Origin of the sequence: Streptomyces lycii, from assembly GCF_009735685.1 — a bacterium.
In the GTDB taxonomy this organism is placed as follows: Bacteria; Actinomycetota; Actinomycetes; order Streptomycetales; family Streptomycetaceae; genus Streptomyces; species Streptomyces lycii.
On the sequence record NZ_WHPN01000335.1, the window covers coordinates 19,698 to 46,515 of the forward strand.

Genomic DNA, 26,818 nt, shown 5'->3' on the forward strand with positions numbered 1-26,818 from the left:
TCCTCCGGCCCGTGTCCGGCCGGCGTGGGTGCCTTCGGCCGCTCCTCCGCTTTCCCGGAGCGCATCGAGTCGCCGCCCCCCTGGCCACGGCCGTACGGTGGCCCCGTACTGTCGGCAGTAGTCGTCCCCGTCGTCCACGGATAACCTCCCATTCATGTCCCGCCATGTCGCGATCGTCACCGATTCCACGGCCTACCTGCCGCAACAGGCGATGGAGCGGCATGCCATCACCGCGGTTCCGCTGACCGTGGTGCTCGGTGACCGGGCGTTGGAGGAGGGCACGGAGATTTCCGCGCGCTCCGTCGCCGAGGCGCTCCGGCGCCGTGCCTCCGTGACGACCTCCCGCCCCGGCCCGGCCACCTTCGCCGCGGCCTACCGCACGGCGGCCGAGGCCGGCGCGACCGGCATCGTGTCGCTGCACCTGTCGGCGGAGATGTCCGGGACGTACGACGCCGCGGTGGTCGCCGCCGAACAGGCGCCCGTCCCCGTCCGTGTGGTGGACACCGGCATGGTCGCCATGGCGCTGGGCTTCTGCGCGCTTGCCGCGGCCGAGGCTGCCGAGGCGGGCGGGACCCTCGACGAGGCCGTCGCCGCGGCGGAGAAGCGGGCGGAGGGCACGGCCGCCTACTTCTACGTCGACACCCTGGACTATCTGCGGCGCGGTGGACGGATCGGCGCCGCGCAGGCGTTGCTCGGATCGGCCCTGGCGGTGAAGCCGCTCCTCCAGTTGGACAACGGGCGGATCGAGCTTCTGGAGAAGGTGCGCACGGCGTCCCGGGCACTGGCGCGGCTCGAGGAGATCGTCGTCGAACGGGCCGGTGTGGCCCCGGTGGATGTCGCGGTCCACCATCTGGCGGCCGCCGACCGCGCGGAACAACTGGCGGCGCGGCTGCGGACGCGGGTGCCGGGCTTGGCGGAGCTGCACGTGAGCGAGGTGGGCGCGGTCATCGGCGCGCACACGGGTCCGGGACTGCTGGGCGCGGTGCTGTCACCGCGCTGAGATCCTGCGGGGCGGTCGGGTGAAGCGTCTGCGACGCGGCCGACCGCTGGACGGATGTCTCGCCTTCTTCAGGTACGTGCGACTCTCGAATGGTGCGGGCCTTCGGTCGTGCAGGCCCTGCGACGGGTGCCGGTTCTGCGACGGGTGCCGGCCTCGGTTGTGTGCGGAGAGCCCCGGACCGGCGACGTCTCGATGATGCACTCGGATCCGTCGTGAGGAACCTACCGAGCCCGGGGTTCACCCGCACGTGTGGTCGGGTTTTCCACAACTCGCGGGTTGTCCACGGCAATTCGGACACCGCCCCGCGGATTTGGGAAGCCCTCGTACGTTCGGCGGCATGGATACACGATCACGCACCGTGACAGCGGCTCGAGGGCCGGGACGCGCACCGGGTTCCGACCGCCGGACCCGTAGACGCCACCGCCTGCGCCGCTCGCCGGCCGTCCCGTACGGACGGGGGCGTCGTCCGACACCGGCCGAAGCCCGCGCCCGTGCGACGGCCCTCTTCGGCGAGCCGGCCGCGCGGGACACCCTTCTCCGGCCCACCGCCTGGGACACCCTTCCGGACCCGGGCGGGCGGTTCCACATTCCGGGCCTGCGCTCGGGAGCCGGGCCGGGCGAAGGGCCGATGGACGGGAGAAGGAGAGCGGTGCCCGTCCCGGAGCCGGGGCCCAGGGCTCGCCGTGGCCCCGCGCCACCGGGCGCCGCCCTGCCCCGGTCCGCGGGCGCGGCTCCGGCGCCGTCCGATGCCGCACGGCCCGGCGCTACCCCGCTCCTCGACCCTGCGCGGCCCCGCGATCCCGCCCTGGCCCGCGTCGCCCTGCCTCGTGATCCCGTCCTGCTCAGCGGCACCGCTCTGCCCCCCATCGCCCCCACCCTGCCCGGCGACCCTGCGCGGCCCTTCGCTCCCGCCGGGCCCACCGGCCCTGGGAGTCCCTCCGGTCCCGGGCATGCTCCCGCTCCCGAGCACTCCTCCGTTCCCCGCCGTCCGTCCGGTCCTGAGCGGCGTGTTGAACCTGCGTCGTCCCCAGATCCCGCGTCTTCCCGCGATCCTGTGCGTCTGCTCGGCTCCGCGCGACGCGCCACCGTCCGGCCGGAGAGGACCGCTGCCCACTCCGACCCGCCCGAGCCCGACGCGCCCCGTGCCGAGCCCGTCGAGCCCGACCCGGCCGGTGCCCCCGCACCAGCCTCCGCAGCCGCAGCAAGGCGCCTCCCGTGGCACACCCGATGGCGCCTGGGACTCCGCGAACGTCTGCCGCTCTGGGTGCAGTTGCGCTGCGGCATCGAGCCCAGGACGCTCGCCGCGCTCACCGTGCTGCTGGTCCTCGCGGCCGGGCTGGCCGTCCACCATTACTGGACGGGCCGCCCGGAGACCGTGCGAAGTCCTTCGGCCGAGCCCGCTGCTCCATCGGCCCCGGAACAGGGTCCGTCCCCCGGTGCGCCGGCCGGCCCCGCGGCGGCTCACGGCGCGGGCCGGACCGCGCCCCGAGGCGCCGCCCGCACAGTCGTGGTGGACGTGACGGGCAAGGTCGGGGATCCGGGTGTGCACCGGCTCCCGACCGGCTCCCGGGTGGAGGACGCGCTGCGTGCCGCGGGCGGCGTACGTCCGGGCACCGACACGGGCGCTCTCAACCGGGCCAGAGTCCTGGTGGACGGTGAACAGATCGTGGTTGGAGGCCCGCCCGGGGCCCCGGGCGCGGGCGGTACGGCGGGCTCGCCGGGAGCGGGCGTCCCTTCCGGTACGGGACCCGCGGCCGGTCCAGTCAGCCTCAACTCGGCGACTTCCGAACAACTGGAGACCCTGCCCGGCGTCGGCCCGGTGCTCGCCCAGCACATCATCGACTACCGCACCCAGCAGGGCGGCTTCACCTCGGTCGACCAGCTCCGAGAGGTGAACGGCATCGGTGACCGCCGCTTCGCCGACATCCAGCCCCTGGTCCAGCCGTGAGCAGGGCCGCGGCGCACGCCGAGTCCGGGCACCGGCTCGGCGCCTCGAACCCGGTCCGCAAGAGCCCGCCGGATCTGCGGCTGGTCGTACCCGCGCTGGCGGCATGGGCGGCGGCCGCCCTGGCCCTGGGGGCGGCACCGGAGCGTGCGGGGACAGGCGCGCTGGTATGCGCGGTGGCCGGTCTGCTGCTGCTCGCCATGGCCTGCGGCCGGCGCCGTGCCCGTTCCCGCCGGACAGCCGATGCGGGCGCCCGGTCGCCGGCGGCCGCCCCGGGGACTCACCGGCCAGGAGAGGGACCGGTGGACCCGGCGGGGCCTTCACCGCTCCGGCCACACCTGTCGGTCACGGCGGCCGCGGCGGCCCTGCTCTGTGCGGCGGCCGCCGCCGGGTCCGCCGCCCTGCACGCCGCTGATCTGCACCGGGGACCCCTGCCGGACCTGGCGCGGCAGTCGGCGCAGGTCGGTGCCGAGGTGGTTGTCACCGGCGACCCGCGCCTCACCCGCCCGCCAGTGCGCGGGGCACGGCCCATACCGCCTGCCGTGGTCGTGCCGGCCGAGGCGAGGCGCGTCACCGTCCCGGGACGCCCGGGCGCGCACCGGGTGCGCACCCCCGTGCTCGTCATCGTCAGGCTGCCCGAGCCGGACCCGGAACGCGGCGGCAGGCCCCACCCACGCGAGGGCGGGAAGGAACCGGACACACCGGCGGGGTCGGGGACCGGCACGGGTCAGGAAGAGGCATCGGATGGCCGGGCGGCCTGGCTGAGCCTGCTCCCCTCCACGCGGCTGCGCCTGGAAGCCCGGGCGGTGCCCACCCTGTGGGAGGGCCGGCCAGTCGCCGCCGTGCTCCGGGTGACGGGGGATGCCCCACCGGAGGTGGTGCGCGGTCCGACAGCGGTACAGCGCGTCGCCGGCGGACTGCGCGCCGGGCTGCGGGAGGCCTCCGACGGGCTGTCACCGGACGCCCGGGCCCTGCTCCCCGGCCTGGTGGTGGGGGACACCTCCCGGGTGCCCGACGACCTGGACGCGGCCTTCCGCAGCACGGACCTCACTCACTTGCTGGCGGTGTCCGGAGCCAACCTCACGGTCGTGTTGGCCCTGTTGATCGGCCCGCCGCATCTGGCCGTCCGTGCCGAGCGGCGGGGCATCGCGCCCCGGTTCGGGATCCCGCTGCGCGGCACAGCCCTCCTCGCGGGGACGCTCATTCTCGGCTTTGTCGTCGTGTGCCGGCCGGAGCCGAGCGTCCTGCGGGCTGCCGCCTGCGGTGCGATCACGCTGCTGGCCATCGCCACCGGGCGGCGGCGGTCGTTGCTGCCCGCGCTGGCCGCCGCGGTGCTGCTGCTCGTCCTCTACGACCCCTGGCTCGCCCGGTCCTACGGCTTCCTGCTGTCCGTCCTGGCCACGGCCGCGCTCCTGACGGTCGCCCCGCGCTGGAGCGAGGCACTGCGCCGGCGCCGGGTGCCGTCCCGGCTCGCGGAGGTGCTGGCCGCCGCGGCCGCGGCACAGGCTGCGTGCGCGCCTGTGATCGTGGTGCTGGCGTCCCGGGTCGGCCTGGTCGCCGTGCCGTGCAACCTGCTCGCCGAACTGGCCGTCGCCCCCGCCACGGTGCTCGGCTTCGCCGCTCTGGCCGTCGCACCCTGGGCGATGCCGGCCGCGAAGGGGCTCGCGTGGCTCGCCGGCTGGCCCGTCGAGTGGATCGCGGGGGTGGCCCGGGCCGGCGCGGCACTGCCCGGTGCCGAACTGGACTGGCCGGGAGGCTGGAAGGGCGCGCTGCTCCTCGTCGTCGTCACACCGGCACTGGTGTTCCTGGTCCCGCGGCTGCTCCGCCGCCCCTGGCTCGCCACTGCCTGTGCGCTGGCGCTGCTGTTCGCCGTGCTCCGGCCCGCGCCGCTGCCACGGTTCCTCACGGGGTGGCCGCCGCCCGGCTGGCGGCTCGCGGTCTGCGACGTCGGCCAGGGGGATGCCCTGGTGATCCCGGCGGGTGACGGCACGGCCATAGTCGTCGACGCCGGCCCCGAACCGGAGCCTGTGGACCGCTGTCTGCGCGGACTGGGGATCACCAGGGTGCCGCTCGTGGTGCTGACACACTTCCACGCCGATCACGTGGCCGGTCTGCCGGGTGTGCTCCGGGGACGCGCGGTCGGTGCCATCGAGACGACGACGCTCGACGAGCCGCCGGACCAGGCCGAGTTCGTCCGGCGGACCGCCGACGAAGCCGGGGTCCGGGTGCTCCGCACCGCGCCGGGGGAGCGGCGCCTGGGGCCGGTCTCCTGGCGGGTGCTGTGGCCGTTGCCGGGACGGGCGGCAGAGGGAGCCAACGACGCCAGCGTCACCCTGCTCGTGCGTACGGCGGGACTGACCGTGCTGCTGCCCGGCGATCTCGAACCGCCCGCGCAGCAGGCGCTCGCGGGCACCGCCGGACTGCCGCCCGTCGACGTGCTGAAGGTCGCCCACCACGGCTCCGGCTACCAGGATCCGGGGCTGCTGCGCCGGCTGAGGCCCCGGCTGGCCCTCATCAGCTGCGGCAGGGACAACTCCTACGGCCATCCCGCCCCGCGCACCCTGGCAGCGCTGCGGGCGGGCGGCGCCCGAGTGCTCCGTACCGACACACAGGGCACGATCGCCGTCACGGGTACGGCGGAACGGCTGGGCTCGGCCGTCCTCGGCGCCGAAACGGGACGGGACCCGCCGGCGCACGCCGTGGGTGCGGGGCCCACAGAGGAGGTCGTCCGGACCCGAACCATGTCCGGAACGCGACGTCCTGGGGCTCATGGCAGAGGTTCACCTGCTGTTTCCCGACCCGCTCTTGATGATCAAGTTCGTACCGTGAGACCCGATTGCGCCGCATCCCGGGACGGTGGTCGAATGCAGGTTCAATTGCATGGAGTTGTACCGGAGAGGTGCCCCGACGATGGTGCTCAGCCGCTGGCGAAGCAACCGCAAGAAGGGGGCCGCCGGCCTCCCCGAGTTACCGGGCCTGGCCGTCCCGAGATCCGCGGGACTGCTGACCTGCCGGGTCCTCGACCCGGTCGGCCAGCCCGTGAGCCAGGCAAAGATAACGGTCAACGAGACCGGCGGGCGCCAGGTCATGACCGGGCAGACGGATCCCTACGGCGCCTTCGTCGCCGCGGTCCCCGCAGGCGGCTACCAACTGCTCGTGGCGGGCGACGGCTACACCCCCTACCGCAGCAAGGCCGAGGTCAGCGAGAACACCCACACGCCCGTCGGCGACGTGACGCTGAGCTTCGCTCCCGCGCTGGAACTGCCGGCGCCCGGAGACTGGGACGTCGACCCCACGCACAGCACCATCGGGTTCACGGCCCGGCACATCGCGCTGGCGCGGGTGCACGGCCGGTTCAACCGGTTCGCGGGCGTGCTGCGCATCGGCGAACGGATGACGGACTCCGCGATCCATGTCGTCATCGACGCCGCGAGCATCGACACCAACGCGCAGATGCGGGACAACCATTTGCGCTCGCCCGACTTCCTGGACGTGCGGAAGTATCCGACCCTGGAGTTCTACGGCGACCGCTTCCGGCACCGCGGCGGGCGGCACTGGACGGTCACCGGCAGCCTGACCATTCACGGGGTGAGCCGATCGGTGTCCCTGGACACCGAGTACCTGGGCAGCGGCCACGGAGTCGAGGAGGAGTTGCGCGTCGCCTGCCGCGCAAGCACCCAGCTGCACCGGGAGGACTACGACCTCAACTGGCGCCACATGATCACACAGGGCATCGCGGCCGTCGGGTCGACCATCGACGTCCACCTCGACATCCAGGTGATTCCCCGGAGCTGAGCAGCCGGGGCAGAGCTGCCGCCGCGCGACGCGGTGTGCGCCCTTCCGTCCCCATGGTTCCGCTCGCCCGTCCGGCTAACCGGCCTCTTCGGTCTCCACCCAGCCCTCGTAGCGCGCGGCGAACGCGTCCAGCTCGGCCGGGTCCAGGCGCCTCTCGGGGTCCTCGATCACCACCAGCCACTGGGCGTCCTCGGCGTCGTCCTCGCCGGCGAGCGCCTCCCGCACGACCTCTGGTTCGTCGCCGAGGCCGAAACGTGCCGGCGTTTCGGCAGCCGCCTCCTCGGCGGCCTCCCGGTCGGGGAGCACCAACAGATGCAGTACGGGACGTGTCGCCGGCAGGGATGCCTCTCGAGGCAGGAAACGGGCACTGCTCATCCGCACATTCTGCGGCATGCCCGGGGGCGGACGGACGGCCACCGGATGTGACGTCCGCGCCATCGCCACCCGCGCCACCCGCGCCACCGCGACGCCACCGCGCGCCAGCGCGCCGCTGCGTCACCGCGCCGCCCCGTCACGTCTCGCCTGCCGTCCGCTGCCACTCGTCGCCCGCCGTCCGCTGCTCTGTCACGCGCCGCCCCCGTCGCCTGCGCCCCGCCGTTCGCTGCCCCCGTCCGCTGTCTCCCCGGCCGTCCTCTGCCCCCGTCACCTGCCTCCTCCGCCGTTCGCTGCCTGCACGACCTGCCATCGCACCGGCCCGGCGGACAGCGGCCCAGTGCCGGAGGCTCCAGTGCCGGAGGCCCCGCTGCCGGTGGCCGGTGGTGGCGGCCCGGTGTCGGAGGGGCGTGGGATGCTTGTCGGCGATGGCCAGGAAGACGACGAACGACGACCCGCTCGCCCCCGTGACGCTCGCGGTGGGCCAGGAGGACCTGCTCCTGGACCGTGCCGTGCAGCAGGTGGTCGCGGCCGCGCGCGCCGCCGACGCGGACACCGACGTGCGCGACCTCACCCCGGACGCGCTGCGACCGGGCACGCTCGCCGAGCTGACCAGCCCCTCGCTGTTCGCGGAGCGCAAGGTCGTGGTCGTGCGCAACGCGCAGGATCTGCCGGCGGACACGGTCAAGGACGTGAAGGGCTATCTCGGCGCGCCCGTCGAGGAGATCACCCTGGTCCTGCTGCACGCCGGGGGCGCCAAGGGCAAGGGATTGCTGGACGCCGCGCGGAAGGCGGGTGCCCGGGAGGTCGCCTGTCCGAAGATGACGAAGCCCGCCGACCGGCTGGCCTTCGTCCGCGGCGAGTTCCGCACCGCGGGCCGGTCGGCGACCCCGGAGGCGTGCCAGGCCCTGGTCGACGCCATCGGCAGCGATCTGCGGGAGCTGGCCAGCGCCTGTTCCCAGCTCGCCGCCGACGTCGAGGGCACGATCGACGACGCGGTCGTCGCCCGCTACTACACCGGCCGTGCCGAAGCCTCCAGCTTCACAGTGGCCGACCGGGCGGTCGAGGGCCGCGCTGCCGACGCCCTGGAAGCCCTCCGCTGGTCCCTGTCCACCGGGGTGGCACCGGTGATGATCACCAGCGCCCTAGCGCAGGGTGTCCGGGCCATCGGCAAGCTGGCCTCCGCCCCGCGCGGCGCCCGCCCCGGCGACCTGGCCCGCGAGCTGGGGATGCCGCCGTGGAAGATCGACCGGGTGCGGCAGCAGATGCGCGGCTGGTCGGCGGACGGCGTAGCCGCCGCGCTCCTGGCCGTCGCCGAGGCGGACGGCCAGGTCAAGGGCGGTGGCGCCGACCCGGGGTATGCCCTGGAGAAGGCTGTGGTCGCGGTGGCCCGGGCCGCCCGCCCCGCGGGCCGCGGCTGAGTCCGGCCAAGCCCCCGCCAACAAGCCCAAGCCCCCGCCGAACAACCCGAAGCCCCCACCAACAAGCCAACCAACAAGCCAACCAACAAGCCGAAGCTGCTGCCAACAACCCGCAGGCGCTCCCGCACAACCCGCATGCGCCCCCGCGCAAGCCAAAGGCTCCGCGCAAGCCAAGAGCCCCGCGCAAGCCAAAGGCCCCGCGCCGTCCTGGGGAAGGACGAGTGCGCGGGGCCTTCGGCCGAGCTTGGTGCGCCGCACCCGCGTGGCGAACGCAGGCCGCGTGCGGCGCGATCACGGCAGAGCCGCGAGGGTGCCGGCCGGAGCGGTTGAGAGGGCCCGCTGGATCCGGAGCGGCGGGGTGGGGACGGAGCCCCTGCGGGCGCAGTGCCCGCGAGTGGATCGGGGTCAGCCCTTGAGGGAGGCGACCCGGGCGGCCAGCGCCGACTTCTTGTTGGCGGCGGCGTTCTTGTGGATCACGCCCTTGCCGGCGGCCTTGTCGAGCTTCTTGGTGGCCTCGCGGGCGGCGACGGTGGCCTTCTCGAGGTCGCCGGCCTCCACGGCCTCGCGGGCCTTGCGGATCGCGGTCTTGACGGAGGACTTGACGGCCTTGTTGCGCTGGCGCGCCTTCTCGTTCGTCTTGTTCCGCTTGATCTGGGACTTGATGTTCGCCACGAAGGAGCCTTTGCAGGTTCGTCGGATTCTGATGCGCGCCGCGTGTGAACCGCATGTGAGAGGTCACGAGACGCGATGGACCAGGCTACCAGTCGGCCGGTCGGCCTCCCAAACCGGACCGGGGCCGCCGGTCATGGGACGATGGGGGCACTGTCACCACACCTGACCAAGCTGCGTCTCGTCATCGAATGGACCCTGCGTGCCCGCGACCCCTACCAATGTGCCGGAGCCGAGCCGTACCGATCCGGCGCTGATCCGCAACTTCTGCATCATCGCGCACATCGACCACGGCAAGTCGACGCTTGCCGACCGGATGCTCCAGCTGACCGGTGTGGTCGAACAGCGACAGATGCGCGCCCAGTATCTCGACCGCATGGACATCGAGCGCGAGCGCGGCATCACGATCAAGTCCCAGGCCGTCCGGCTGCCCTGGGCTCCCACCGGTGGTGAGGACGGGACTCCGGGCGCCACCCATGTGCTCAACATGATCGACACCCCGGGGCACGTCGACTTCACCTACGAGGTCTCGCGGTCCCTCGCCGCCTGTGAGGCCTGCGTCCTGCTGGTGGACGCCGCCCAGGGCATCGAGGCCCAGACCCTGGCCAACCTCTATCTGGCGATGGAGCACGACCTCACCATCATTCCGGTGCTGAACAAGATCGACCTGCCCGCCGCGCAGCCCGAGAAGTTCGCCGCCGAGCTGGCCCACCTCATCGGCTGCGAGCCGTCCGACGTGCTGAAGGTCTCCGCCAAGACCGGCGAGGGCGTCGGCGAGCTGCTCGACAAGGTGGTCGAGGTGACCCCGCCGCCGGTGGGCGACAAGGACGCGCCCGCCCGCGCGATGATCTTCGACTCGGTGTACGACGCGTACCGCGGCGTCGTGACGTACGTGAAGGTCGTGGACGGCCATCTCGGCAAGCGCGAGCGGATCCGGATGATGTCCACCGGCGCCGCGCACGAGCTGCTGGAGATCGGCGTCTCCTCGCCCGAGATGAAGCCCGCCGACGGCCTGGGCGTCGGCGAGGTGGGCTACCTGATCACCGGTGTGAAGGACGTCCGCCAGTCCAAGGTCGGCGACACGGTCACCCTGCTGAACAAGGGCGCGGAGGAGCCGCTCGGCGGCTACAAGGACCCGAAGCCGATGGTGTTCTCCGGCCTCTACCCGCTGGACGGCTCGGACTATCCGGAGCTGCGCGACGCGCTCGACAAGCTCCAGCTCAACGACGCCGCGCTGGTCTACGAGCCGGAGACCTCCGCGGCCCTCGGCTTCGGCTTCCGCGTCGGCTTCCTGGGCCTGCTGCACCTCGACGTCATCCGCGAGCGGCTGGAGCGCGAGTTCGGTCTCGACCTGATCGCGACCGCGCCCAACGTGATCTACCGGGTGATCATGGAGGACGGCACCGAGCACACCGTCACCAACCCGAGCGAGTTCCCCACCGGCAAGATCGCGGAGGTCTTCGAGCCGGTCGTCCGCGCCACGCTGCTCGCCCCGAGCGAGTTCATCGGCGCCATCATGGAGCTGTGCCAGAGCCGCCGCGGCACCCTGCTCGGCATGGACTACCTCTCCGAGGACCGCGTCGAGCTGCGCTACACCCTGCCGCTCGCGGAGATCGTCTTCGACTTCTTCGACGCGCTCAAGTCCAAGACCCGCGGGTACGCCTCGCTGGACTACGAGCCCACCGGCGAGCAGTCCGCCGATCTGGTGAAGGTCGACATCCTGCTGCACGGCGACAAGGTGGACGCCTTCTCGGCGATCACGCACAAGGAGAAGGCGTACGCCTACGGGGTCCGGCTCGTCGGCAAGCTCCGCGAGCTCATCCCGCGGCAGAACTTCGAGGTGCCGATCCAGGCTGCCATCGGCAGCCGGGTCATCGCCCGGGAGACCGTCCGCGCCATCCGCAAGGACGTGCTCGCCAAGTGCTACGGCGGTGACATCTCCCGTAAGCGGAAGCTGCTGGAGAAGCAGAAGGAAGGCAAGAAGCGGATGAAGATGGTCGGCAACGTGGAGGTGCCGCAGGAGGCCTTCATCGCGGTGCTGTCGTCCGACTCCGCCGCCGGCGAGGTCAAGGGCAAGAAGTAGGGACGCCGCCGCAGCGCGCACCGTACGGCCGTCTCCGGCCGGCAGGCGCCCGCCCCACCGGGGCGGGCGCCTTCGTGCTGATCACGGCCGGGAAGCGGAGCTGATGATCACGGCCCGGACACGGAATCGGGGATGCGCGGAAACCATGGGTGTCAAGCCCTTACGCGGGAGCCGCCCGGCCTTTACTCTGATGCCTGCCCGAAGGTTACTCACCAGTTAAACAAGTTCCAGTCACAGCACTGCCGGGGGCCACGGAGGATGTCGTGAGCGACACGCAGACGTTGATCGAGAACAGGCCGCCGTCGGTGGCGGCGCTCTTCGTGGAGCGGGTCGATGCGACGCCGGACCGCGAGGCCTATCGCTATCCGGTGCCACGGGCCGGCGGAGAGGGGCCCGACGACTGGCGCTCCTACACCTGGGGCCAGGCCGCGACACGGGTCTACGCGCTGGCCGCCGGACTCATCGAGCTGGGCGTGGAGCCCGAGCAGCGGGTCGCGATCGCGTCCAGCACCCGCGTCGAGTGGATCCTCGCCGACCTCGGCATCCTCTGCGCGGGCGCGGCGACCACCACGGTCTATCCGAGCACCAACGCCGAGGAGACCGCCTACATCCTCGCCGACTCCGAGAGCCGGGTGCTGATCGCCGAGGACGCCGAGCAGCTGGCCAAGGCCCGCGAGCGGCGCGCCGAGCTGCCGGCGCTGGCCCATGTGGTGGTGCTCGACGAGGACGCGGCAGCACCCGCCGAGGGCGACCCGGAGGGCTTTGTGCTCTCGCTCGCCGAGCTGGAGCGGCGCGGCGCCGAGCGGCTGGACAAGGACGCGAACCTGGTCCGGGACCGGGTCGCCGCCATCACCGCGGACCAGCTCGCCACCCTCATCTACACCTCGGGCACCACCGGCCGGCCCAAGGGCGTACGGCTCCAGCACGACTGCTGGGCGTACATGGCCCGGGCCATCGAGGCCAGCGGCCTGGTGACCTCCGACGACCTGCAGTACCTCTGGCTGCCGCTGGCGCACGTCTTCGGCAAGGTCCTCACGGCCGGCCAGATCGGCGTCGGGCACGTCACCGCCGTGGACGGCCGGATCGACAAGATCATTGAGAATCTGCCGGTCGTGCAGCCGACGTACATGGCGGCCGTGCCGCGGATCTTCGAGAAGGTCTACAACGGGGTCGCGGCCAAGGCGCGGGCCGGCGGCGGCGCCAAGTACAAGATCTTCCAGTGGGCGGCCGGTGTCGCCCGCGAGTACGCCCGGGTCACCCAGGACAACTTCCGCCGCACCGGCAAGCGCAGCGCGCCGCTCGGTCTCTCCGCGAAGCACGCCGTCGCCGACAAGCTCGTGTACGCCAAGCTGCGGGAGGCCTTCGGCGGCCGGCTGCGCGCGGCGGTCTCCGGCTCGGCGGCGCTCGCGCCCGACATCGGCTTCTTCTTCGCCGGCGCCGGGGTGCACATCCTGGAGGGCTACGGGCTCACCGAGTCCAGCGCCGCCAGCTTCGTCAACCCCGGCGAGGCCTACCGCACCGGCACGGTCGGCAAGCCGCTGCCCGGCACCGAGGTGCGCATCGCGGACGACGGCGAGATCCTGCTGCGCGGCCCCGGCATCATGGAGGGCTACCACAAGCTGCCCGAGAAGACGGCCGAGGTGCTGGAGTCGGACGGCTGGTTCCACACCGGTGACATCGGTGAGCTGTCCGCGGACGGCTATCTGCGGATCACCGACCGCAAGAAGGACCTGATCAAGACCTCCGGCGGCAAGTACATCGCCCCGGCAGAGGTCGAGGGCCAGTTCAAGGCGGTCTGCCCGTTCGTCTCGAACATCCTCGTGCACGGCGCCGACCGCAACTTCTGCACGGCCCTGATCGCGCTCGACGAGCCGACGGTGACGTCCTGGGCCGAGGAGAACGGCCTGTCCGGCAAGCCCTACGCCGAGGTCGTCTCCTCCCCGCAGATGTGCGAGCTGATCGACGGCTACGTGCAGCGGCTCAACGAGGGCCTGCAGCGCTGGCAGACCATCAAGAAGTTCCGCATCCTGCCCCGTGACCTGGACGTCGAGCACGGCGAGCTGACGCCGAGCCTCAAGCTCAAGCGCCCGGTCGTGGAACGGGAGTACAAGGACCTGATCGAGGAGATGTACGCGGGGTCGCGCGAGGCGTAACGGCGGCGCTCCCGCAGTCCGGGGCCGGTGCGGTGAAAGCCGCACCGGCCCCGCTGTCGTTTCCGCGCCGGAGAACTCGCCCGGCGGGCCGTGCGGCGGCAAGGGGCGGTGCGTGCGGGGCGGTGTGTGCGTACGGGCGGTGCGTGCGTACGTCGGTGTGAGCGGGGCGGTGATGTGCGCCGGGCAGCGGCGCGTGCGGGGCGGTACGGGGAGGGGTGCCTGCGTGCGCGGCGCCAGCGGCGGTGCGAGAGCGCGGGCGCGGGAGCCGGTCGGTCGGTCGTCCGGTCGATGAGCCGGTCAGCCGGTCAGCCGGTCAGCCGGTCGTCCGGTCGGTCGGTCGGTCGGTCGGTCGTCTGTTCCCAGGACATACCACTCCCGGGCTCAGCGATGGGGCATTTCGGTAACTCCGTGCTCACGGGCGCGGCCCGTCTGCCACTCTGCTGACAACAGCGGCACGAAGCCCGAACTGCTCAGGAGCTGCACCGTGGGGGTCTTGTCCACGCAGCGCACGACCGCAGGCCGCCCCATGCCGCCGTCCGGCGGGCCCGCAGGCGACACCGCCGTACCGGCCGCCGGGCCGGGCGGGGTCCGGCCGGTGCTCCGTACCAGCCTGCCCGGCAACTCCCTCGGACCTGGAGCCGCACGCCGGTTCGTACGGGCCGCGCTCGCCGACTGGACGACCCAGCAGGCGCTTCCCGCCGCGGCGGGCATCACCGGCCGGCTCGCGGACGACGCCACGCTGCTCGTCAGTGAGCTGGTCACCAACGCCGTGCTGCACGCCGGCACCCAGGTCGAAGTCCTGTGCCGGCTCGACGGGGCCGAACCGGAGCCGTCCGGCGAACCGGCGGAGCCGGGCCCGGCCGCGCTCGTCGTCGAGGTGTCCGACCACCACCCCGCCCGGGACGTGCACTGCCCGCGCGGTACGGCGGACGGCACCAGCGGGCGCGGGCTCCGGCTGGTCGGCGCCGTGGCCGAGGCCTGGGGCGTGACCTACCACGGCGGTCTCAAGACCGTGTGGTTCCGGCTGCCGGTCGCCGACCCGGACGACCCCGCGCTGCCGGAGCTGGCGCCCCCCGAGGACCGGGCCCTCCAGCGGGAGCTGCGCGCCGCCGACATTCTGGCCACCGAGCCCCGCCCGGACGGGGACCGCGAGCCCGGCACCGACTGGGTGAGCCGCGGCGCCCTGTTCTTCCTCGCGGAGGCGTCCGACCTGTTCGCCGGGGAGTTCGACGAGGACAGGGTGGCGGGGCTGGCCGGGCAGCTGCTGGTGCCCCGGCTCGCGGACTGGTGCGCCGTCTGGCTCGACCAGGAGGGCGGCGGCGCGAGCGCGCGCCTCGCCCGCGTCCTGCACACGAGCGAGAGCCGCGTCGAAGGGCTGCGGTCGGTCCTGGAGAAGAACCCGCCCGTCGTCACCGAGGCGGCCCGGGGCTGGCCCGTTCCGTGGCCCTGGCCCGTGATCCCGCCCGCCCCGGTGGACGGCGCCGCACTCCCCGGGCCGCATGCCCCCGGCGGCACCACCGGGGGCGAGCCGCCCGGGGAGGGCGGCACCGTCCGTACCACCGCCAACGGTCAGCCGCCGCCCGCGGCCGGTACGGCGCTCGCCTGCCGGCTGATCGCCGGCGGCCGGGGCGTCGGCACCCTGCTGCTCGGCAAGGCCGGTCCGGTGCGCACGGCCGACGAGGTCACCGCGCTCATCGCCGACTTCGCCCGGCGCGTCGCCCTCGCGGTCGCCTCCGCCCGGCAGTACACCCGGCAGGCCACCATGAGCGCGATCCTCCAGCGGGGCCTGCTGCCCGCGCGCCTCTCGACCGTGCCCGGGATCGACCACCACGTGGTGTACGAGCCGGCCGGCGAGGGAGCGGCGGTGGGCGGTGATCTCTACGACCTGTTCCGCGCCTCGGACGGCCGCTGGTTCTTCGCCCTCGGCGACGTCGGCGGACACGGGCCGGAGGCGGCCGTCGTCACCGGCCTCGTCCGCCCCATCGTGAAACTGCTGGCCCAGGAGGGGTACGGAGCCGCGGGCGTCCTCCGCCGGCTCAACCGGCTGCTCTGCGACCACGCGGCACAGGCCGCCAAGGCGGCCGCGGCCGCCGCGACGGGTACGGGGCCGGGTCCGGTGGCTGCGGGGGCGGCGGCGCTCGTCCAGGAAGAGGCGACGCCGATGCGCCTGGTGTCCCTCCTCTGCGGCGAGCTGGAACCGGAGACGGGGGACGACGGGAAGGTTCTCCGGGTGCGCTGCACCGTGGCCAGCGCGGGCCACCCGCTGCCGCTGCTGCTCCGCCCGGACGGCGCGGTGCGCCAGGTCGCCGCGTCGCACGTACTGCTCGGTGTGCTGGACGACGCCGAGTACGAGAGCGAGACCTTCGACCTGGAGCCCGGGGACACGCTGCTGTGCGTGACGGACGGGGTGACCGAGCGGCGCTCGGGGCGGCACCAGTTCGACGACGGCGACGGGCTCTCCTCCGCGCTGAGTGGCTGTGCCGGGCTCGGGGCGGACGGGGTGGCGCGGCGGATCCGGCAGGTCGTGCACGAGTTCGCCGACCAGCCGCCGGACGACGACCTGTCGCTGCTGGTGCTCCAGGCGACCTGACGGGACCGGGCACGACCGGACCCGGATGACCTCGGACCCCGCACCCGCACCCGCACTCGGACCGGGACCTGCACTCGGACCCCGCACCCGCACCCGCACTCGGACCCGGACCCGGACCCGGACCCGGACCCGGGGCCGGGGCCGGGACCGTCCGGACGGAGACGGCCGGGCCACGGCGGACGAGCGGTCCGCGGCGCCCCGCCCGGAGGGAACGGGTGGCCGCGAGGGCGGGGCCCCCGGCCGTCGGGGTACGGAACACGGCGGGGGAGGCGAGACACCCGCCGTCGCCCCCGTCGCCCCCGTCGGACGCGAGCCGCCGCCCTTGCCCCGCCGGACGTGAGCCGCCGGCCGTCACCCCTCGCCGGACGCGAGCCGCCGCCCTTGCCCCGCCGGACGTGAGCCGCCGGCCGTCACCCCTCGCCGGACGCGAGCCGCCGGCCGCCACCCCTCGCCGGACGCGCGCCATCGACCGCCACCCCGCCGGACGCGAGCCGCCGCCCCACCCCGCCGGGCGGCGGCCGGCCGGACACCGCCACCGGATGACGGACAATGGTCCCCATGCCCTCCGTACTGCCCGATGGGGAACCCGTGCCCGCCGACGGGACCCTGCCCGCCCGTGCTCTCGACGGCGCCGGTGACCGCCCGCTCGGCTTCTATCTGCACGTCCCGTACTGCGCGACCCGCTGCGGCTACTGCGACTTCAACACGTACACCGCCGCCGAGCTGCGCGGCTCCGGGGGCGCGCTCGCCTCCCGCGACAACTACGCGGAAACCCTCGCCGAGGAGATCCGGCTCGCCCGCAAGGTGCTCGGCGACGACCCGCGCAGGGCGGAGACCGTCTTCGTCGGCGGCGGCACGCCCACCCTGCTCCCGGCGGAGGACCTGACGCGGATGCTCGGTGTGATCCGCGACGAGTTCGGGCTGGCGGACGGCGCGGAGATCACCACCGAGGCCAATCCGGAATCCGTGGACCCGCGCTATCTGGCCGCGCTCCGCGAGGGCGGCTTCAACCGGGTCTCCTTCGGGATGCAGAGCGCGCGGCAGCACGTCCTGCGGGTCCTGGACCGCACGCACACCCCGGGCCGGCCCGAGGCGTGCGTCGCGGAGGCCCGCGCGGCGGGCTTCGAGCACGTCAACCTCGACCTGATCTACGGCACCCCGGGGGAGACCGACGACGACTGGCGCGCCTCCCTCGACGCGGCGGTCGGCGCGGGCCCGGACCATGTGTCGGCGTACGCGCTGATCGTCGAGGAGGGCACGCAACTGGCCCGGCGGATCCGGCGCGGCGAGGTGCCGATGACCGACGACGACGAGCACGCCGACCGCTATCTCATCGCCGAGGAGCGGCTGACGGCCGCCGGCTTCGGCTGGTACGAGGTGTCGAACTGGGCGACCACCGAGGCCGGCCGCTGCCGCCACAACGAGCTGTACTGGCGCGGCGCCGACTGGTGGGGCGCGGGCCCCGGCGCGCACAGCCACGTCGGCGGTGTCCGCTGGTGGAACGTGAAGCACCCCGGCGCGTACGCCCAGGCCCTCGCCGAGGGCCGCAGCCCCGGTGCCGGGCGCGAACTGCTGGGCGAGGAGGACCGCCGGGTCGAGCGGATCCTGCTGGAACTGCGGCTCGCGGACGGGTGCCCGCTCGGGCTGCTGGCCCCGGCGGGCCTGCGTGCCGCCGGCCGTGCGGTTGCGGACGGGCTGCTCGCCCCGGAACCGTACGAGCGGGGCCGGGCGGTTCTGACGCTGCGCGGCCGGCTGCTGGCCGACGCGGTCGTCCGCGACCTGGTCGACTGACGGCACGGACACCGCTGCGGGCACCGGCCGGGGACCGGCCCAAAACCTGTCGGCCCCTCCCACGCGCCCCGCACCCTGCCACGCGCCCCGCGCCCGCACGCGCGGCCCGCGCCCGCACGGGACCGTCATCCGTCACCGGGACTCAGCCACCGTTCCGTCACCGCGGCTCGGTCACCGCGACGAACGCCGGAATCCCGGTACGGAACCCCGCGCGCGACCGGACACGGGGACGGACCTCCTCGGCCCGCGATCTGGCGAAGCCGGACCTCGCGCCTGCGACCGGCCCCGCATCCGCGGCCGCACCTGCGACCGGCCCCGCATCCGCGACCGCACCCGCGACCGGCCCCGCACCCGCGACCGCATCCGCACCCGCGTCCGCGGCCGGACCCGGTCTCAAGGCGCCGTCACATGGTCGATCAGCTCCTCGACCCGGCCCAGCAGCGCCGGCTCCAGGTCGCGGTAGGAGTGCACCGAGGACAGGATGCGCCGCCAGGCGGTGCCGGTGTTCTCCGGCCAGCCCAGCGCCCGGCAGACGCCCTTCTTCCAGTCCTGCCCGCGCGGTACCGACGGCCAGGCCGGAATGCCCGCCGCGGACGGCTTCACGGCCTCCCAGATGTCGATGTACGGGTGTCCGACGACCAGCACGTGCTCGCCGCTGTGCGGGTCGCCCATGACCTCGGCGGCGATCCGGGACTCCTTGGAGCCGGGGACCAGGTGGTCGACCAGGACACCGAGCCGCGCGTCGGCCGCCGGGCCGAACTCCCGCACCACCGCCGGAAGATCGTCGACGCCCTCCAGATACTCGACGACCACGCCCTCCAGCCGCAGGTCGTCGCCCCAGACCCGCTCGACCAGCTCCGCGTCGTGCCGCCCCTCGACATAGATGCGCCCCGCGCGTGCGACCCGTGCCCGCGCCCCCGGGACGGCGACCGAACCGGAGGCCGTACGGGCCGGGCGGCGCGGGCCCGCCGGCACCGAGGGGCGGACGAGCGTGACGACGCGCCCCTCCAGCAGGAAGCCGCGCGGCTCCATCGGGAACACCCGGTGCTTGCCGAAGCGGTCCTCCAGCGTGACCGCGGGGCCCTGAGCGGTCTTCTCACAGCGGATCACCGCGCCGCAGAAGCCGGTGGTGACCTCCTCGACCACGAGGTCGGTCTCCGCCTCGACCTCCGGCGCCGGTCGCTGCTTCTTCCACGGCGGGGTGAGATCCGGCCCGTACCTGTCGCTGCGCATGGTGACCGACGATACGAAGTGATCACCGCCCGCGTTCACGACACGCCGAAACGCGCCGCCAGTTGATCACGCTGGGCCCGGACAAAAGCGGCGTCCACCACCGCTCCGTGACCGGGCACGTACCGAGCGTCCCCGCCGCCCAGCCCGAGCAGCCGGTCCAGCGCGGCGGGCCACCGCTCCGGTACGGCGTCCGGCCCCGCCTGCGGTTCGCCGGACTCCTCCACCAGGTCGCCGCAGAACACCACGCAGGGGTCGCCGGGCACCATGACCACCAGGTCGTGCGCGGTGTGCCCGGGGCCCGCGTTGACCAGCACCGCCTCCCGCCGGACCCCGTCGCCGCCGAGGTCCACCGTCATCTCCCCGGACACCAGGTGGTGCGGCCGCACCAGCAGATCGGCCGCCTCCGCGGTGGCCGCCGGGTCCGCCCCGTGCCGTACGGCGTCGGCGGCCAGCTCCTCGCGGCCCGCGGCGAGCAGCCCGTCCAGGCCGACCGCCCCGTAGACGGACACCCCGGCGAAGGCCGCGGCACCCAGGACGTGATCGAAATGTCCGTGGGTCAGTGCGAGATGCGTCACCCGGCCGCCCGTCCGTTCCCGCGCCCACCGCCGGATCGCGGCGCCCTCGCGGAGCCGCGCCCCGGCGTCCACGACGAGCGCGCCCGCGGGGCCGTGCACGAGCCCCGCCGTCGCGTCCCAGCCCGGCAGCCTGAGCCGTGCGACCCCCTGCGCCAGATGCTCCCCGGCTGCCTCTTCCCAACCGCCGTCCATACCGCGACGCTAGTCGCACAGGAGCCGGCGCGCCCGCCCCGGTGCGCCCGCCTGCTGCTGTGTCCTCCCCGTGACCGGCTCGGCCTTGCCCGCGGCGTACCGGACGGCCGTACACTTGGGCCGGGAAACCTGGCACTCAGCCGCACCGAGTGCCAAGCCCGAGGACCGAGGGCGCCCGACGAGCGAGCTGGAGGTGTGCGCGATGCTGAGCGAACGCAGACTCGAAGTCCTGCGCGCCATCGTCCAGGACTACGTGGGCACGGAGGAGCCGGTCGGCTCCAAGGCGCTCACCGAGCGGCACCGGCTCGGTGTCTCTCCCGCGACGGTGCGCAACGACATGGCCGCCCTGGAGGACGAGGGGTTCATCGCCCAGCCGCACACCAGCGCCGGGCGCATCCCCACCGACAAGGGCTACCGGCTGTTCGTCGACAAGCTCGCCGGTGTCAAGCCGCTGTCCTCGCCGGAGCGCCGTGCCATCCAGAACTTCCTGGACGGCGCCGTCGACCTCGACGACGTCGTGGGGCGCACCGTCCGGCTGCTGGCCCAGCTGACCCGGCAGGTCGCGGTCGTGCAGTATCCGTCGCTGACCCGGTCCACCGTCCGCCATGTCGAACTGCTGTCGCTGGCGCCCGCCCGCGTCATGCTGGTCCTCATCACCGACACCGGCCGGGTCGAGCAGCGCATGGTCGACTGCCCGGTGCCGTTCGGCGAGACGTCGCTGGCCGATCTGCGGGCCCGGCTCAACAGCCGGGTCACCGGCCGCCGGTTCGCGGATGTGCCGCAGTTGGTGCAGGATCTTCCGGAGTCCTTCGAGGCGGAGGACCGCGGGACGGTCTCGGCCGTGCTCGCCACGCTGCTGGAGACGCTGGTCGAGGAGACCGAGGAGCGGCTGATGATCGGCGGCACCGCCAATCTCACCCGCTTCGGGCACGACTTCCCGCTGACGATCCGGCCGGTGCTGGAGGCGCTGGAGGAGCAGGTCGTGCTGCTGAAGCTGCTCGGCGAGTCGGAGGACTCGGGCATGACGGTGCGGATCGGGCACGAGAACGCCCATGAGGGCCTCACGTCCACATCCGTCGTCGCGGTCGGCTACGGTTCGGGCGACGAGGCCGTCGCAAAACTCGGCGTGGTCGGACCGACCCGCATGGACTACCCCGGAACGATGGGAGCGGTACGCGCAGTGGCACGTTACGTCGGACAGATCCTGGCGGAGTCGTAAGTGGCCACGGACTACTACGCCGTACTGGGCGTGCGCCGCGACGCGGGACAGGACGAGATCAAGAAGGCCTTCCGCCGTCTTGCACGCGAGCTGCACCCGGACGTCAATCCGGACCCGAAGACCCAGGAGCGGTTCAAGGAGATCAACGCCGCTTACGAGGTGCTCTCGGACCCGCAGAAGAAGCAGGTCTACGACCTCGGCGGAGACCCGATGTCGGGTGCCGGGGGCGCCGGCGGGGCCGCCGGCTTCGGCGCGGGCTTCGGCAACTTCTCCGACATCATGGACGCCTTCTTCGGCACCGCCTCGCAGCGCGGGCCGAGGTCCCGCACGCGGCGCGGCCAGGACGCGATGATCCGGCTCGAGGTCGAGCTGGACGAGGCCGCGTTCGGCACCACCAAGGACATCCAGGTCGACACGGCCGTCGTCTGCAACTCGTGCAGCGGCGAGGGCGCGGCGCCGGGCACCTCGGCGCAGACCTGCGACATGTGCCGCGGCCGCGGCGAGGTCTCGCAGGTCACCCGTTCCTTCCTGGGCCAGGTCATGACCTCCCGGCCGTGCCCGCAGTGCCAGGGCTTCGGCACCGTCGTGCCGACCCCGTGCCCGGAGTGCGCCGGTGACGGCCGGGTCCGCTCGCGCCGCACGCTGACCGTGAAGATCCCCGCGGGCGTCGACAACGGCACCCGGATCCAGCTGGCCGGCGAGGGCGAGGTCGGCCCCGGCGGCGGCCCGGCCGGCGACCTGTACGTGGAGATCCACGAGCTGCCGCACCCGGTGTTCCAGCGCCGCGGTGACGACCTGCACTGCACGGTGACGATCCCGATGACGGCCGCCGCGCTGGGCACCCAGTGCCCGCTGGAGACCCTGGACGGTCTGGAGGAGGTCGACATCCGGCCAGGCACCCAGTCCGGCCAGTCGATCCCGCTGCACCAGCGGGGCGTCACCCATCTGCGCAGCGGCGGCCGCGGCGACCTGATCGTCCACGTGGAGGTGCAGACCCCGGGCAAGCTCGACGCGCAGCAGGAGGACCTGCTGCGCCAGCTCGCCAAGTTGCGCGGCGAGGAGCGGCCGTCCGGCCACTTCCAGCCGGGCCAGCAGGGCCTGTTCTCCCGGCTGAAGGACGCCTTCAACGGACGGTGACGGCGCGGCCGGACCTCCCCCGGGCCCTTGGTCCGGGGAAACCCGGGCCGCTCGCGCCGAGCCGGACCTCCTCCGGCTCTGGTCCGGGGGACGCCCGGCCGCTCGCCGTCCGTGCCGCGGCCTCGCCGGATCCGTCGCGGGGGTCCGCCGCGCGGGGCGGGCTCTTCCCGAGGTGTGGCTGTTTCCCTTCCCCCGGAACCGGGGGGGAGCGGAGATGGCCCAAAAGAGACTGCGTGACACCATGTGGTCATGGTTGTACCAAGCGGGGGCGTTCCCACGATCACGGATCTGTGCACCCATCCGATCGTCCAGGCCCCGATGGCCGGCGGCATCTCCACCCCGGAGCTCGCCGCGGCCGTCTCCGAGGCCGGCGGGCTCGGGTTCCTCGCTGCCGGTTACAAGACCCCCGAAGCCATGTACCAGGACGTCCTGGCGCTGCGCAGGCTCACCCGCCGCCCCTTCGGGGTGAACCTCTTCATGCCGCAGCCCTCCACCGTGGACCCCGCCGTGGTCGAGGTCTACCGGGAGCAGTTGAGCAACGAGGAGAGTTGGTACGGCACCCGGCTCGGGGACACCGACACGTACGCCGACGACGCGTACGACGCCAAGCTGGCTATCCTCGCCGACGACCCGCTGCCCGTCGTCTCCTTCACCTTCGGCTGCCCGGACCGGGCGGTGCTGGACCGGCTCGCCGGAGTCGGCACGCTCACCGTGGTCACCGTCACCGGACCGGCCGAGGCCCTGGACGCGGAGCGCGCGGGGGCCGGGGCGGTCTGTGTGCAGGGCATCGAGGCGGGCGGCCACCAGGGCACCCACCGCGACGACCCGTACGGGGACGCCCGGGTGGCAGGGCTCGGCCTGCTCACGCTCGTCGCCCAGGTGCGGGAGGCCGTACGGATCCCGGTGATCGCCGCCGGCGGGCTGATGCGCGGGGCGCAGATCGCGGCCGTGCTCGCGGCGGGGGCGGTCGCCGGCCAGCTGGGCACCGCGTTTCTGGTCTGCCCCGAGTCGGGCGCGAACCAGCTGCACAAGGCGGCCCTGACCGACCCGGTGTTCCCGCGCACCGAGCTGACCCGGGCCTTCACCGGGCGCCAGGCCCGGGGGCTGGTCAACCGCTTCATGCGGGAGCACGGACCGTACGCCCCCGCCGCGTATCCGCAGGTCCACCACCTCACCGCCGGGCTGCGCAAGGCGGCGGCCCGCGCGGGCGACCCGCAGGGCATGGCGCTGTGGGCGGGCCAGGGCCACCGGATGGCCCGCGCGATGCCCGCGGGCGACCTGGTGCAGACCCTCGCGGCGGAACTGGCCGCGGCCGGCGCCGCGTTGGCGGCAACGATGTCATCGGTCCCCGAGGAGGATGTATGACCGCCCCCGTGTTCCTGGTCGAGAAGGGCGCGATCGCTCCCGGCCCGGTCACCCTGGACGGCCCCGAGGGGCGGCACGCCGTATCCGTACGGCGGCTGCGTGCCGGGGAGGCGATCGTGCTGACCGACGGGGCGGGCACCGGGGGCTACGGCACGGTGGCCGCCGTCGAGGGCAAGGACGTACTGCGCGCCGAGGTGACCGAGGTGCGCACGGAGCCGGCGCCGGCGCCCCGGATCACCGTGGTGCAGGCGCTGCCCAAGGGAGACCGGGGCGAACTGGCCGTGGAGACCATGACGGAGACCGGGGTGGACGCCGTGGTGCCCTGGGCCGCGTCCCGCTGTGTCACGCAGTGGCGGGGCGAGCGGGGGCTGAAGTCGCTCGGCAAGTGGCGGGCGACGGCCCGGGAGGCGGGCAAGCAGTCGCGCCGCCTCCGGTTCCCCGAGGTCACGGACGCGATGACCACCCGTGAGGTGGCCGCGCTGCTGGCGGGGGCCGCGTTCCCGGCGGTCCTGCACGAGGAGGGCGCCGCGCCGCTCGCCGCCGCCGGGCTGCCCGCCGGGGGAGACATCGTGCTGGTGGTCGGTCCGGAGGGCGGCGTCTCCCCGGAGGAGCTGGCCGTCTTCGCGGAGGCGGGCGCGCGCCCGTACCGGTTGGGGCCGAGCGTGCTGCGCACCTCCACCGCGGGCACGGCGGCGGCGGCGCTGCTGTTGGGGCGCACGGGGCGCTGGGGCTGAACCGGCTCGCCGGTCGCGCCGCGTGCCGTGTGCCGTGTCCTGAGTCCTGAGTGCTGAGTGTGCCGCGTGCTGAACGGGTGCTGCGCCGGCACGTGTTCCGGTGTCACGGCGCGACCACGCGCTCCGGTGGCACGCCGCGCCACGCACGGCCGTGCGCGGCGCGGCGGCCGGACGCGACCGGCGGTGTCAGAGGCGCTGGCTAGGGTGAGCCCGCCCGTGTTCAGCAGACCTCCAGCAAGGGGACAGCCGGATGACGTCCGACCGGTCCAGCGGCCACCCGGCCGACAGCCACGATCTGATCAAGGTCCGCGGAGCCCGTGAGAACAACCTCGCGGACGTCTCCCTCGACATCCCCAAGCGCCGGCTCACCGTCTTCACCGGCGTCTCCGGGTCCGGCAAGTCCTCGCTGGTCTTCGGGACCATCGCCGCGGAGTCGCAGCGCCTGATCAATGAGACCTACACCGCGTTCGTCCAGTCGTTCATGCCCAGCCTCGGCCGGCCGGAGGTCGACCGGCTGGAGAATCTGAGCGCTGCGATCGTCGTCGACCAGGAGCGCATGGGCGCGAACTCCCGCTCCACGGTGGGCACGGCCACCGACGCGTACACGATGCTCCGCATCGTCTACAGCCGCCTCGGCACCCCGTACATCGGGCCCTCGCACTTCTTCAGCTTCAACAGCCCCGAGGGCATGTGCCCGGAGTGCGAGGGGCTCGGCCAGGTCTCGGAGATCGACGCCGACCAGCTCGTCGACCGGGACCTCTCGCTGCGCGAAGGGGCGATCACCGTCCCGCAGTTCGGTGTGGACACCTGGTATTGGCAGGTCATGGCCCACTCCGGCTTCTACGACCCGGACAAGAGGCTCAGGGACTTCACCCCGCGGGAGTGGGAGGACTTCCTCCACAAGGAGACCACCAAGATCCGGGTGGGCTCCAACAACTTCACCTACGAAGGACTCGTCACCAAGGTCCGCCGGCTCTTCCTCGCCAAGGACCGTGACTCCATGCAGCCGCACATCAGGGCCTTCGTGGACCGGGCCGTGGTCTTCGCGGACTGCCGGGCCTGCGGCGGCACCCGGCTCGCACCGGCCGCGCTGTCCTCCAAGATCGACGGGGTCGACATAGCGCAGTGCTCCGCGATGCAGATCAGCGACCTCGCCGAGCACGTCCGGGGCATCCGGGATCCGTCCGTGGCGCCGCTGCTGGGCAGCCTGCGGGAGTTGCTGGAGTCGCTGACCGAGATCGGGCTGGGCTATCTGAGCCTGGACCGCCCCTCCGCCACGCTCTCCGGCGGTGAGGCGCAGCGGGTGAAGATGGTGCGCCACCTCGGTTCCAGCCTGACCGATGTCACCTATGTCTTCGACGAGCCCACCGTCGGACTCCACCCGCACGACATCCAGCGGATGAACGACCTGCTGCTCCGGCTGCGCGACAAGGGCAACACCGTGCTCGTCGTCGAGCACAAACCCGAGGTGATAGCGATCGCCGACCACGTCGTCGACCTCGGCCCCGGCGCCGGGACCGGGGGCGGGCGGGTCTGCTACACGGGGGACGTGGCCGGACTGCGCGCGTCCGGCACGCTGACCGGACGTCATCTGGAGCACCGGGCACGGCTCCGGCAGACCGTGCGGCCGCACCGGGGACAGCTGTCGGTCAAGGACGCGGAGCTGCACAACCTGCGGAACGTCAGCGTCGACATCCCGCTCGGCGTGCTGACCGTGGTGACGGGTGTGGCCGGTTCCGGCAAGAGTTCGCTCATCCACGGCCATCTCACCGGCCGGGACGGCGTGGTCGTCGCCGACCAGTCGCCCATCCGCGGCTCCCGGCGCAGCAACCCGGCCACGTACACCGGGCTGCTGGGCCCGATCCGCAACGCCTTCGCGAAGGCCAACGGCGTCAAGCCCGCGCTGTTCAGCGCCAATTCGGCCGGTGCCTGCCCCAACTGCAACGGGATCGGCCTGGTCTACACCGACCTCGCGATGATGGCCGGGGTCGCCTCGGTCTGCGAGCAGTGCGACGGGAAGCGGTACACCCCGGAGGTGCTCGGGTACACGCTGGACGGCAAGAACATCAGCGAGGTGCTCGCCCTGTCGGTGGCCGAGGCGTACGACTTCTTCCGCACCGGGCAGGCGCACACCCTGCTCGGGCGGCTCAACGACGTGGGGCTGGGCTATCTGCGGCTCGGGCAGCCGCTCAACACGCTGTCCGGGGGCGAGCGTCAGCGGCTGAAACTCGCCATCCACATGGCCGAGAAGTCCTCCGTGTACGTCCTGGACGAGCCCACCACCGGGCTGCACATGGCCGATGTGGACCAGCTCCTCGCACTGCTCGACCGGCTGGTCGACGAGGGCAACACGGTCGTGGTCATCGAGCACCACCAGGCGGTCATGGCGCACGCCGACTGGCTGATCGACCTCGGTCCCGGCGGCGGCCACGACGGCGGCCGGATCGTCTTCACGGGCACGCCCGCCGAGCTGGTGGCCGGCGCGGACACCCTCACGGCCCGCCATCTGCGCGGCTATGTCGGCGCCGACGGCTGAGGACGGAG

17 protein-coding genes and 1 pseudogene are annotated in these 26,818 nt (G+C 73.6%); 14 read left to right on the forward strand and 4 right to left on the reverse strand.

What is annotated here, in order from left to right; all coding sequences use genetic code 11:
* The first annotated feature begins 154 nt into the window (after window positions 1-154).
* The 4 genes and pseudogenes from GCU69_RS21585 (at window position 155) to GCU69_RS21600 (ending at window position 6,740) form a co-directional block, all read left to right on the forward strand.
* Window positions 155-1,000 (forward strand): DegV family protein, encoded by an 846-nt coding sequence (locus GCU69_RS21585; RefSeq protein ID WP_098751856.1) that lies wholly within the window; start codon window positions 155-157, stop codon window positions 998-1,000.
* 877 nt (window positions 1,001-1,877) lie between these two features.
* Complete coding sequence (locus tag GCU69_RS21590) at window positions 1,878-2,948, forward strand: ComEA family DNA-binding protein (RefSeq protein ID WP_235978616.1); 1,071 nt, start codon at window positions 1,878-1,880, stop codon at window positions 2,946-2,948.
* Window positions 2,945-5,593, forward strand: a pseudogene (locus tag GCU69_RS21595) (ComEC/Rec2 family competence protein); the annotation flags it as partial. The gene GCU69_RS21590 and the pseudogene GCU69_RS21595, both read left to right, overlap by 4 nt.
* Window positions 5,594-5,858: 265 nt before the next feature.
* Complete coding sequence (locus GCU69_RS21600; protein WP_408055831.1) at window positions 5,859-6,740, forward strand: YceI family protein; 882 nt, start codon at window positions 5,859-5,861, stop codon at window positions 6,738-6,740.
* Window positions 6,741-6,815: 75 nt separating this feature from the next.
* Here GCU69_RS21600 and GCU69_RS21605 read toward each other — a convergent pair whose 3' ends face one another.
* Window positions 6,816-7,115 (reverse strand): hypothetical protein, encoded by a 300-nt coding sequence (locus tag GCU69_RS21605; RefSeq protein WP_176604622.1) that lies wholly within the window; start codon window positions 7,113-7,115, stop codon window positions 6,816-6,818.
* Window positions 7,116-7,540: 425 nt separating this feature from the next.
* On the opposite strand from GCU69_RS21605, the gene holA reads away from it, so the two are divergent.
* Window positions 7,541-8,533 (forward strand): DNA polymerase III subunit delta, encoded by a 993-nt coding sequence (holA, locus tag GCU69_RS21610; RefSeq protein ID WP_098751852.1) that lies wholly within the window; start codon window positions 7,541-7,543, stop codon window positions 8,531-8,533.
* Window positions 8,534-8,938: 405 nt separating this feature from the next.
* Here holA and rpsT read toward each other — a convergent pair whose 3' ends face one another.
* Window positions 8,939-9,205, reverse strand: a complete 267-nt coding sequence (gene rpsT, locus GCU69_RS21615) for a 30S ribosomal protein S20 (protein WP_098751851.1) — start codon at window positions 9,203-9,205, stop codon at window positions 8,939-8,941.
* 199 nt (window positions 9,206-9,404) lie between these two features.
* Here rpsT and lepA point away from each other — a divergent pair, with 199 nt between their 5' ends.
* The 4 genes from lepA (at window position 9,405) to hemW (ending at window position 17,819) form a co-directional block, all read left to right on the forward strand.
* Complete coding sequence (lepA, locus tag GCU69_RS21620) at window positions 9,405-11,285, forward strand: translation elongation factor 4 (protein WP_098751850.1); 1,881 nt, start codon at window positions 9,405-9,407, stop codon at window positions 11,283-11,285.
* A 263-nt stretch (window positions 11,286-11,548) separates the two neighbouring features.
* On the forward strand, window positions 11,549-13,438 hold the full coding sequence (locus tag GCU69_RS21625; RefSeq protein WP_156206934.1) for an AMP-dependent synthetase/ligase: 1,890 nt from the start codon (window positions 11,549-11,551) through the stop codon (window positions 13,436-13,438).
* Between the two features lie 526 nt (window positions 13,439-13,964).
* Window positions 13,965-16,028 (forward strand): ATP-binding SpoIIE family protein phosphatase, encoded by a 2,064-nt coding sequence (locus GCU69_RS21630; RefSeq protein WP_156206941.1) that lies wholly within the window; start codon window positions 13,965-13,967, stop codon window positions 16,026-16,028.
* A gap of 558 nt (window positions 16,029-16,586) precedes the next feature.
* Window positions 16,587-17,819 (forward strand): radical SAM family heme chaperone HemW, encoded by a 1,233-nt coding sequence (hemW, locus tag GCU69_RS21635; RefSeq protein WP_098751848.1) that lies wholly within the window; start codon window positions 16,587-16,589, stop codon window positions 17,817-17,819.
* A 393-nt stretch (window positions 17,820-18,212) separates the two neighbouring features.
* Here hemW and GCU69_RS21640 read toward each other — a convergent pair whose 3' ends face one another.
* On the reverse strand, window positions 18,213-19,052 hold the full coding sequence (locus GCU69_RS21640) for a DUF3097 domain-containing protein (RefSeq protein ID WP_156206935.1): 840 nt from the start codon (window positions 19,050-19,052) through the stop codon (window positions 18,213-18,215).
* A 35-nt stretch (window positions 19,053-19,087) separates the two neighbouring features.
* The gene (locus GCU69_RS21645; RefSeq protein ID WP_156206936.1) at window positions 19,088-19,819 is read right to left on the reverse strand and encodes an MBL fold metallo-hydrolase; all 732 of its coding nucleotides are present in this window, start codon (window positions 19,817-19,819) and stop codon (window positions 19,088-19,090) included.
* Between the two features lie 202 nt (window positions 19,820-20,021).
* Between GCU69_RS21645 and hrcA the strand changes: the two genes are divergently transcribed.
* The 5 genes from hrcA to GCU69_RS21670 all read left to right on the forward strand — a co-directional run bounded on the left by hrcA (window position 20,022) and on the right by GCU69_RS21670 (window position 26,810).
* On the forward strand, window positions 20,022-21,038 hold the full coding sequence (gene hrcA / locus GCU69_RS21650; protein WP_098751843.1) for a heat-inducible transcriptional repressor HrcA: 1,017 nt from the start codon (window positions 20,022-20,024) through the stop codon (window positions 21,036-21,038).
* Window positions 21,039-22,175, forward strand: coding sequence for a molecular chaperone DnaJ (dnaJ, locus tag GCU69_RS21655; protein ID WP_098751842.1), 1,137 nt, complete (start codon window positions 21,039-21,041; stop codon window positions 22,173-22,175). It abuts the gene before it with no gap.
* A 249-nt stretch (window positions 22,176-22,424) separates the two neighbouring features.
* Window positions 22,425-23,540: a nitronate monooxygenase gene (locus GCU69_RS21660; protein ID WP_098751846.1), complete on the forward strand. Its 1,116-nt coding sequence runs from the start codon at window positions 22,425-22,427 to the stop codon at window positions 23,538-23,540.
* Complete coding sequence (locus tag GCU69_RS21665; RefSeq protein WP_098751841.1) at window positions 23,537-24,274, forward strand: 16S rRNA (uracil(1498)-N(3))-methyltransferase; 738 nt, start codon at window positions 23,537-23,539, stop codon at window positions 24,272-24,274. Before GCU69_RS21660 ends, GCU69_RS21665 begins: the two co-directional genes overlap by 4 nt.
* Before the next feature lie 250 nt (window positions 24,275-24,524).
* Window positions 24,525-26,810, forward strand: a complete 2,286-nt coding sequence (locus GCU69_RS21670; protein WP_156206937.1) for an ATP-binding cassette domain-containing protein — start codon at window positions 24,525-24,527, stop codon at window positions 26,808-26,810.
* Window positions 26,811-26,818 lie beyond the last annotated feature (8 nt).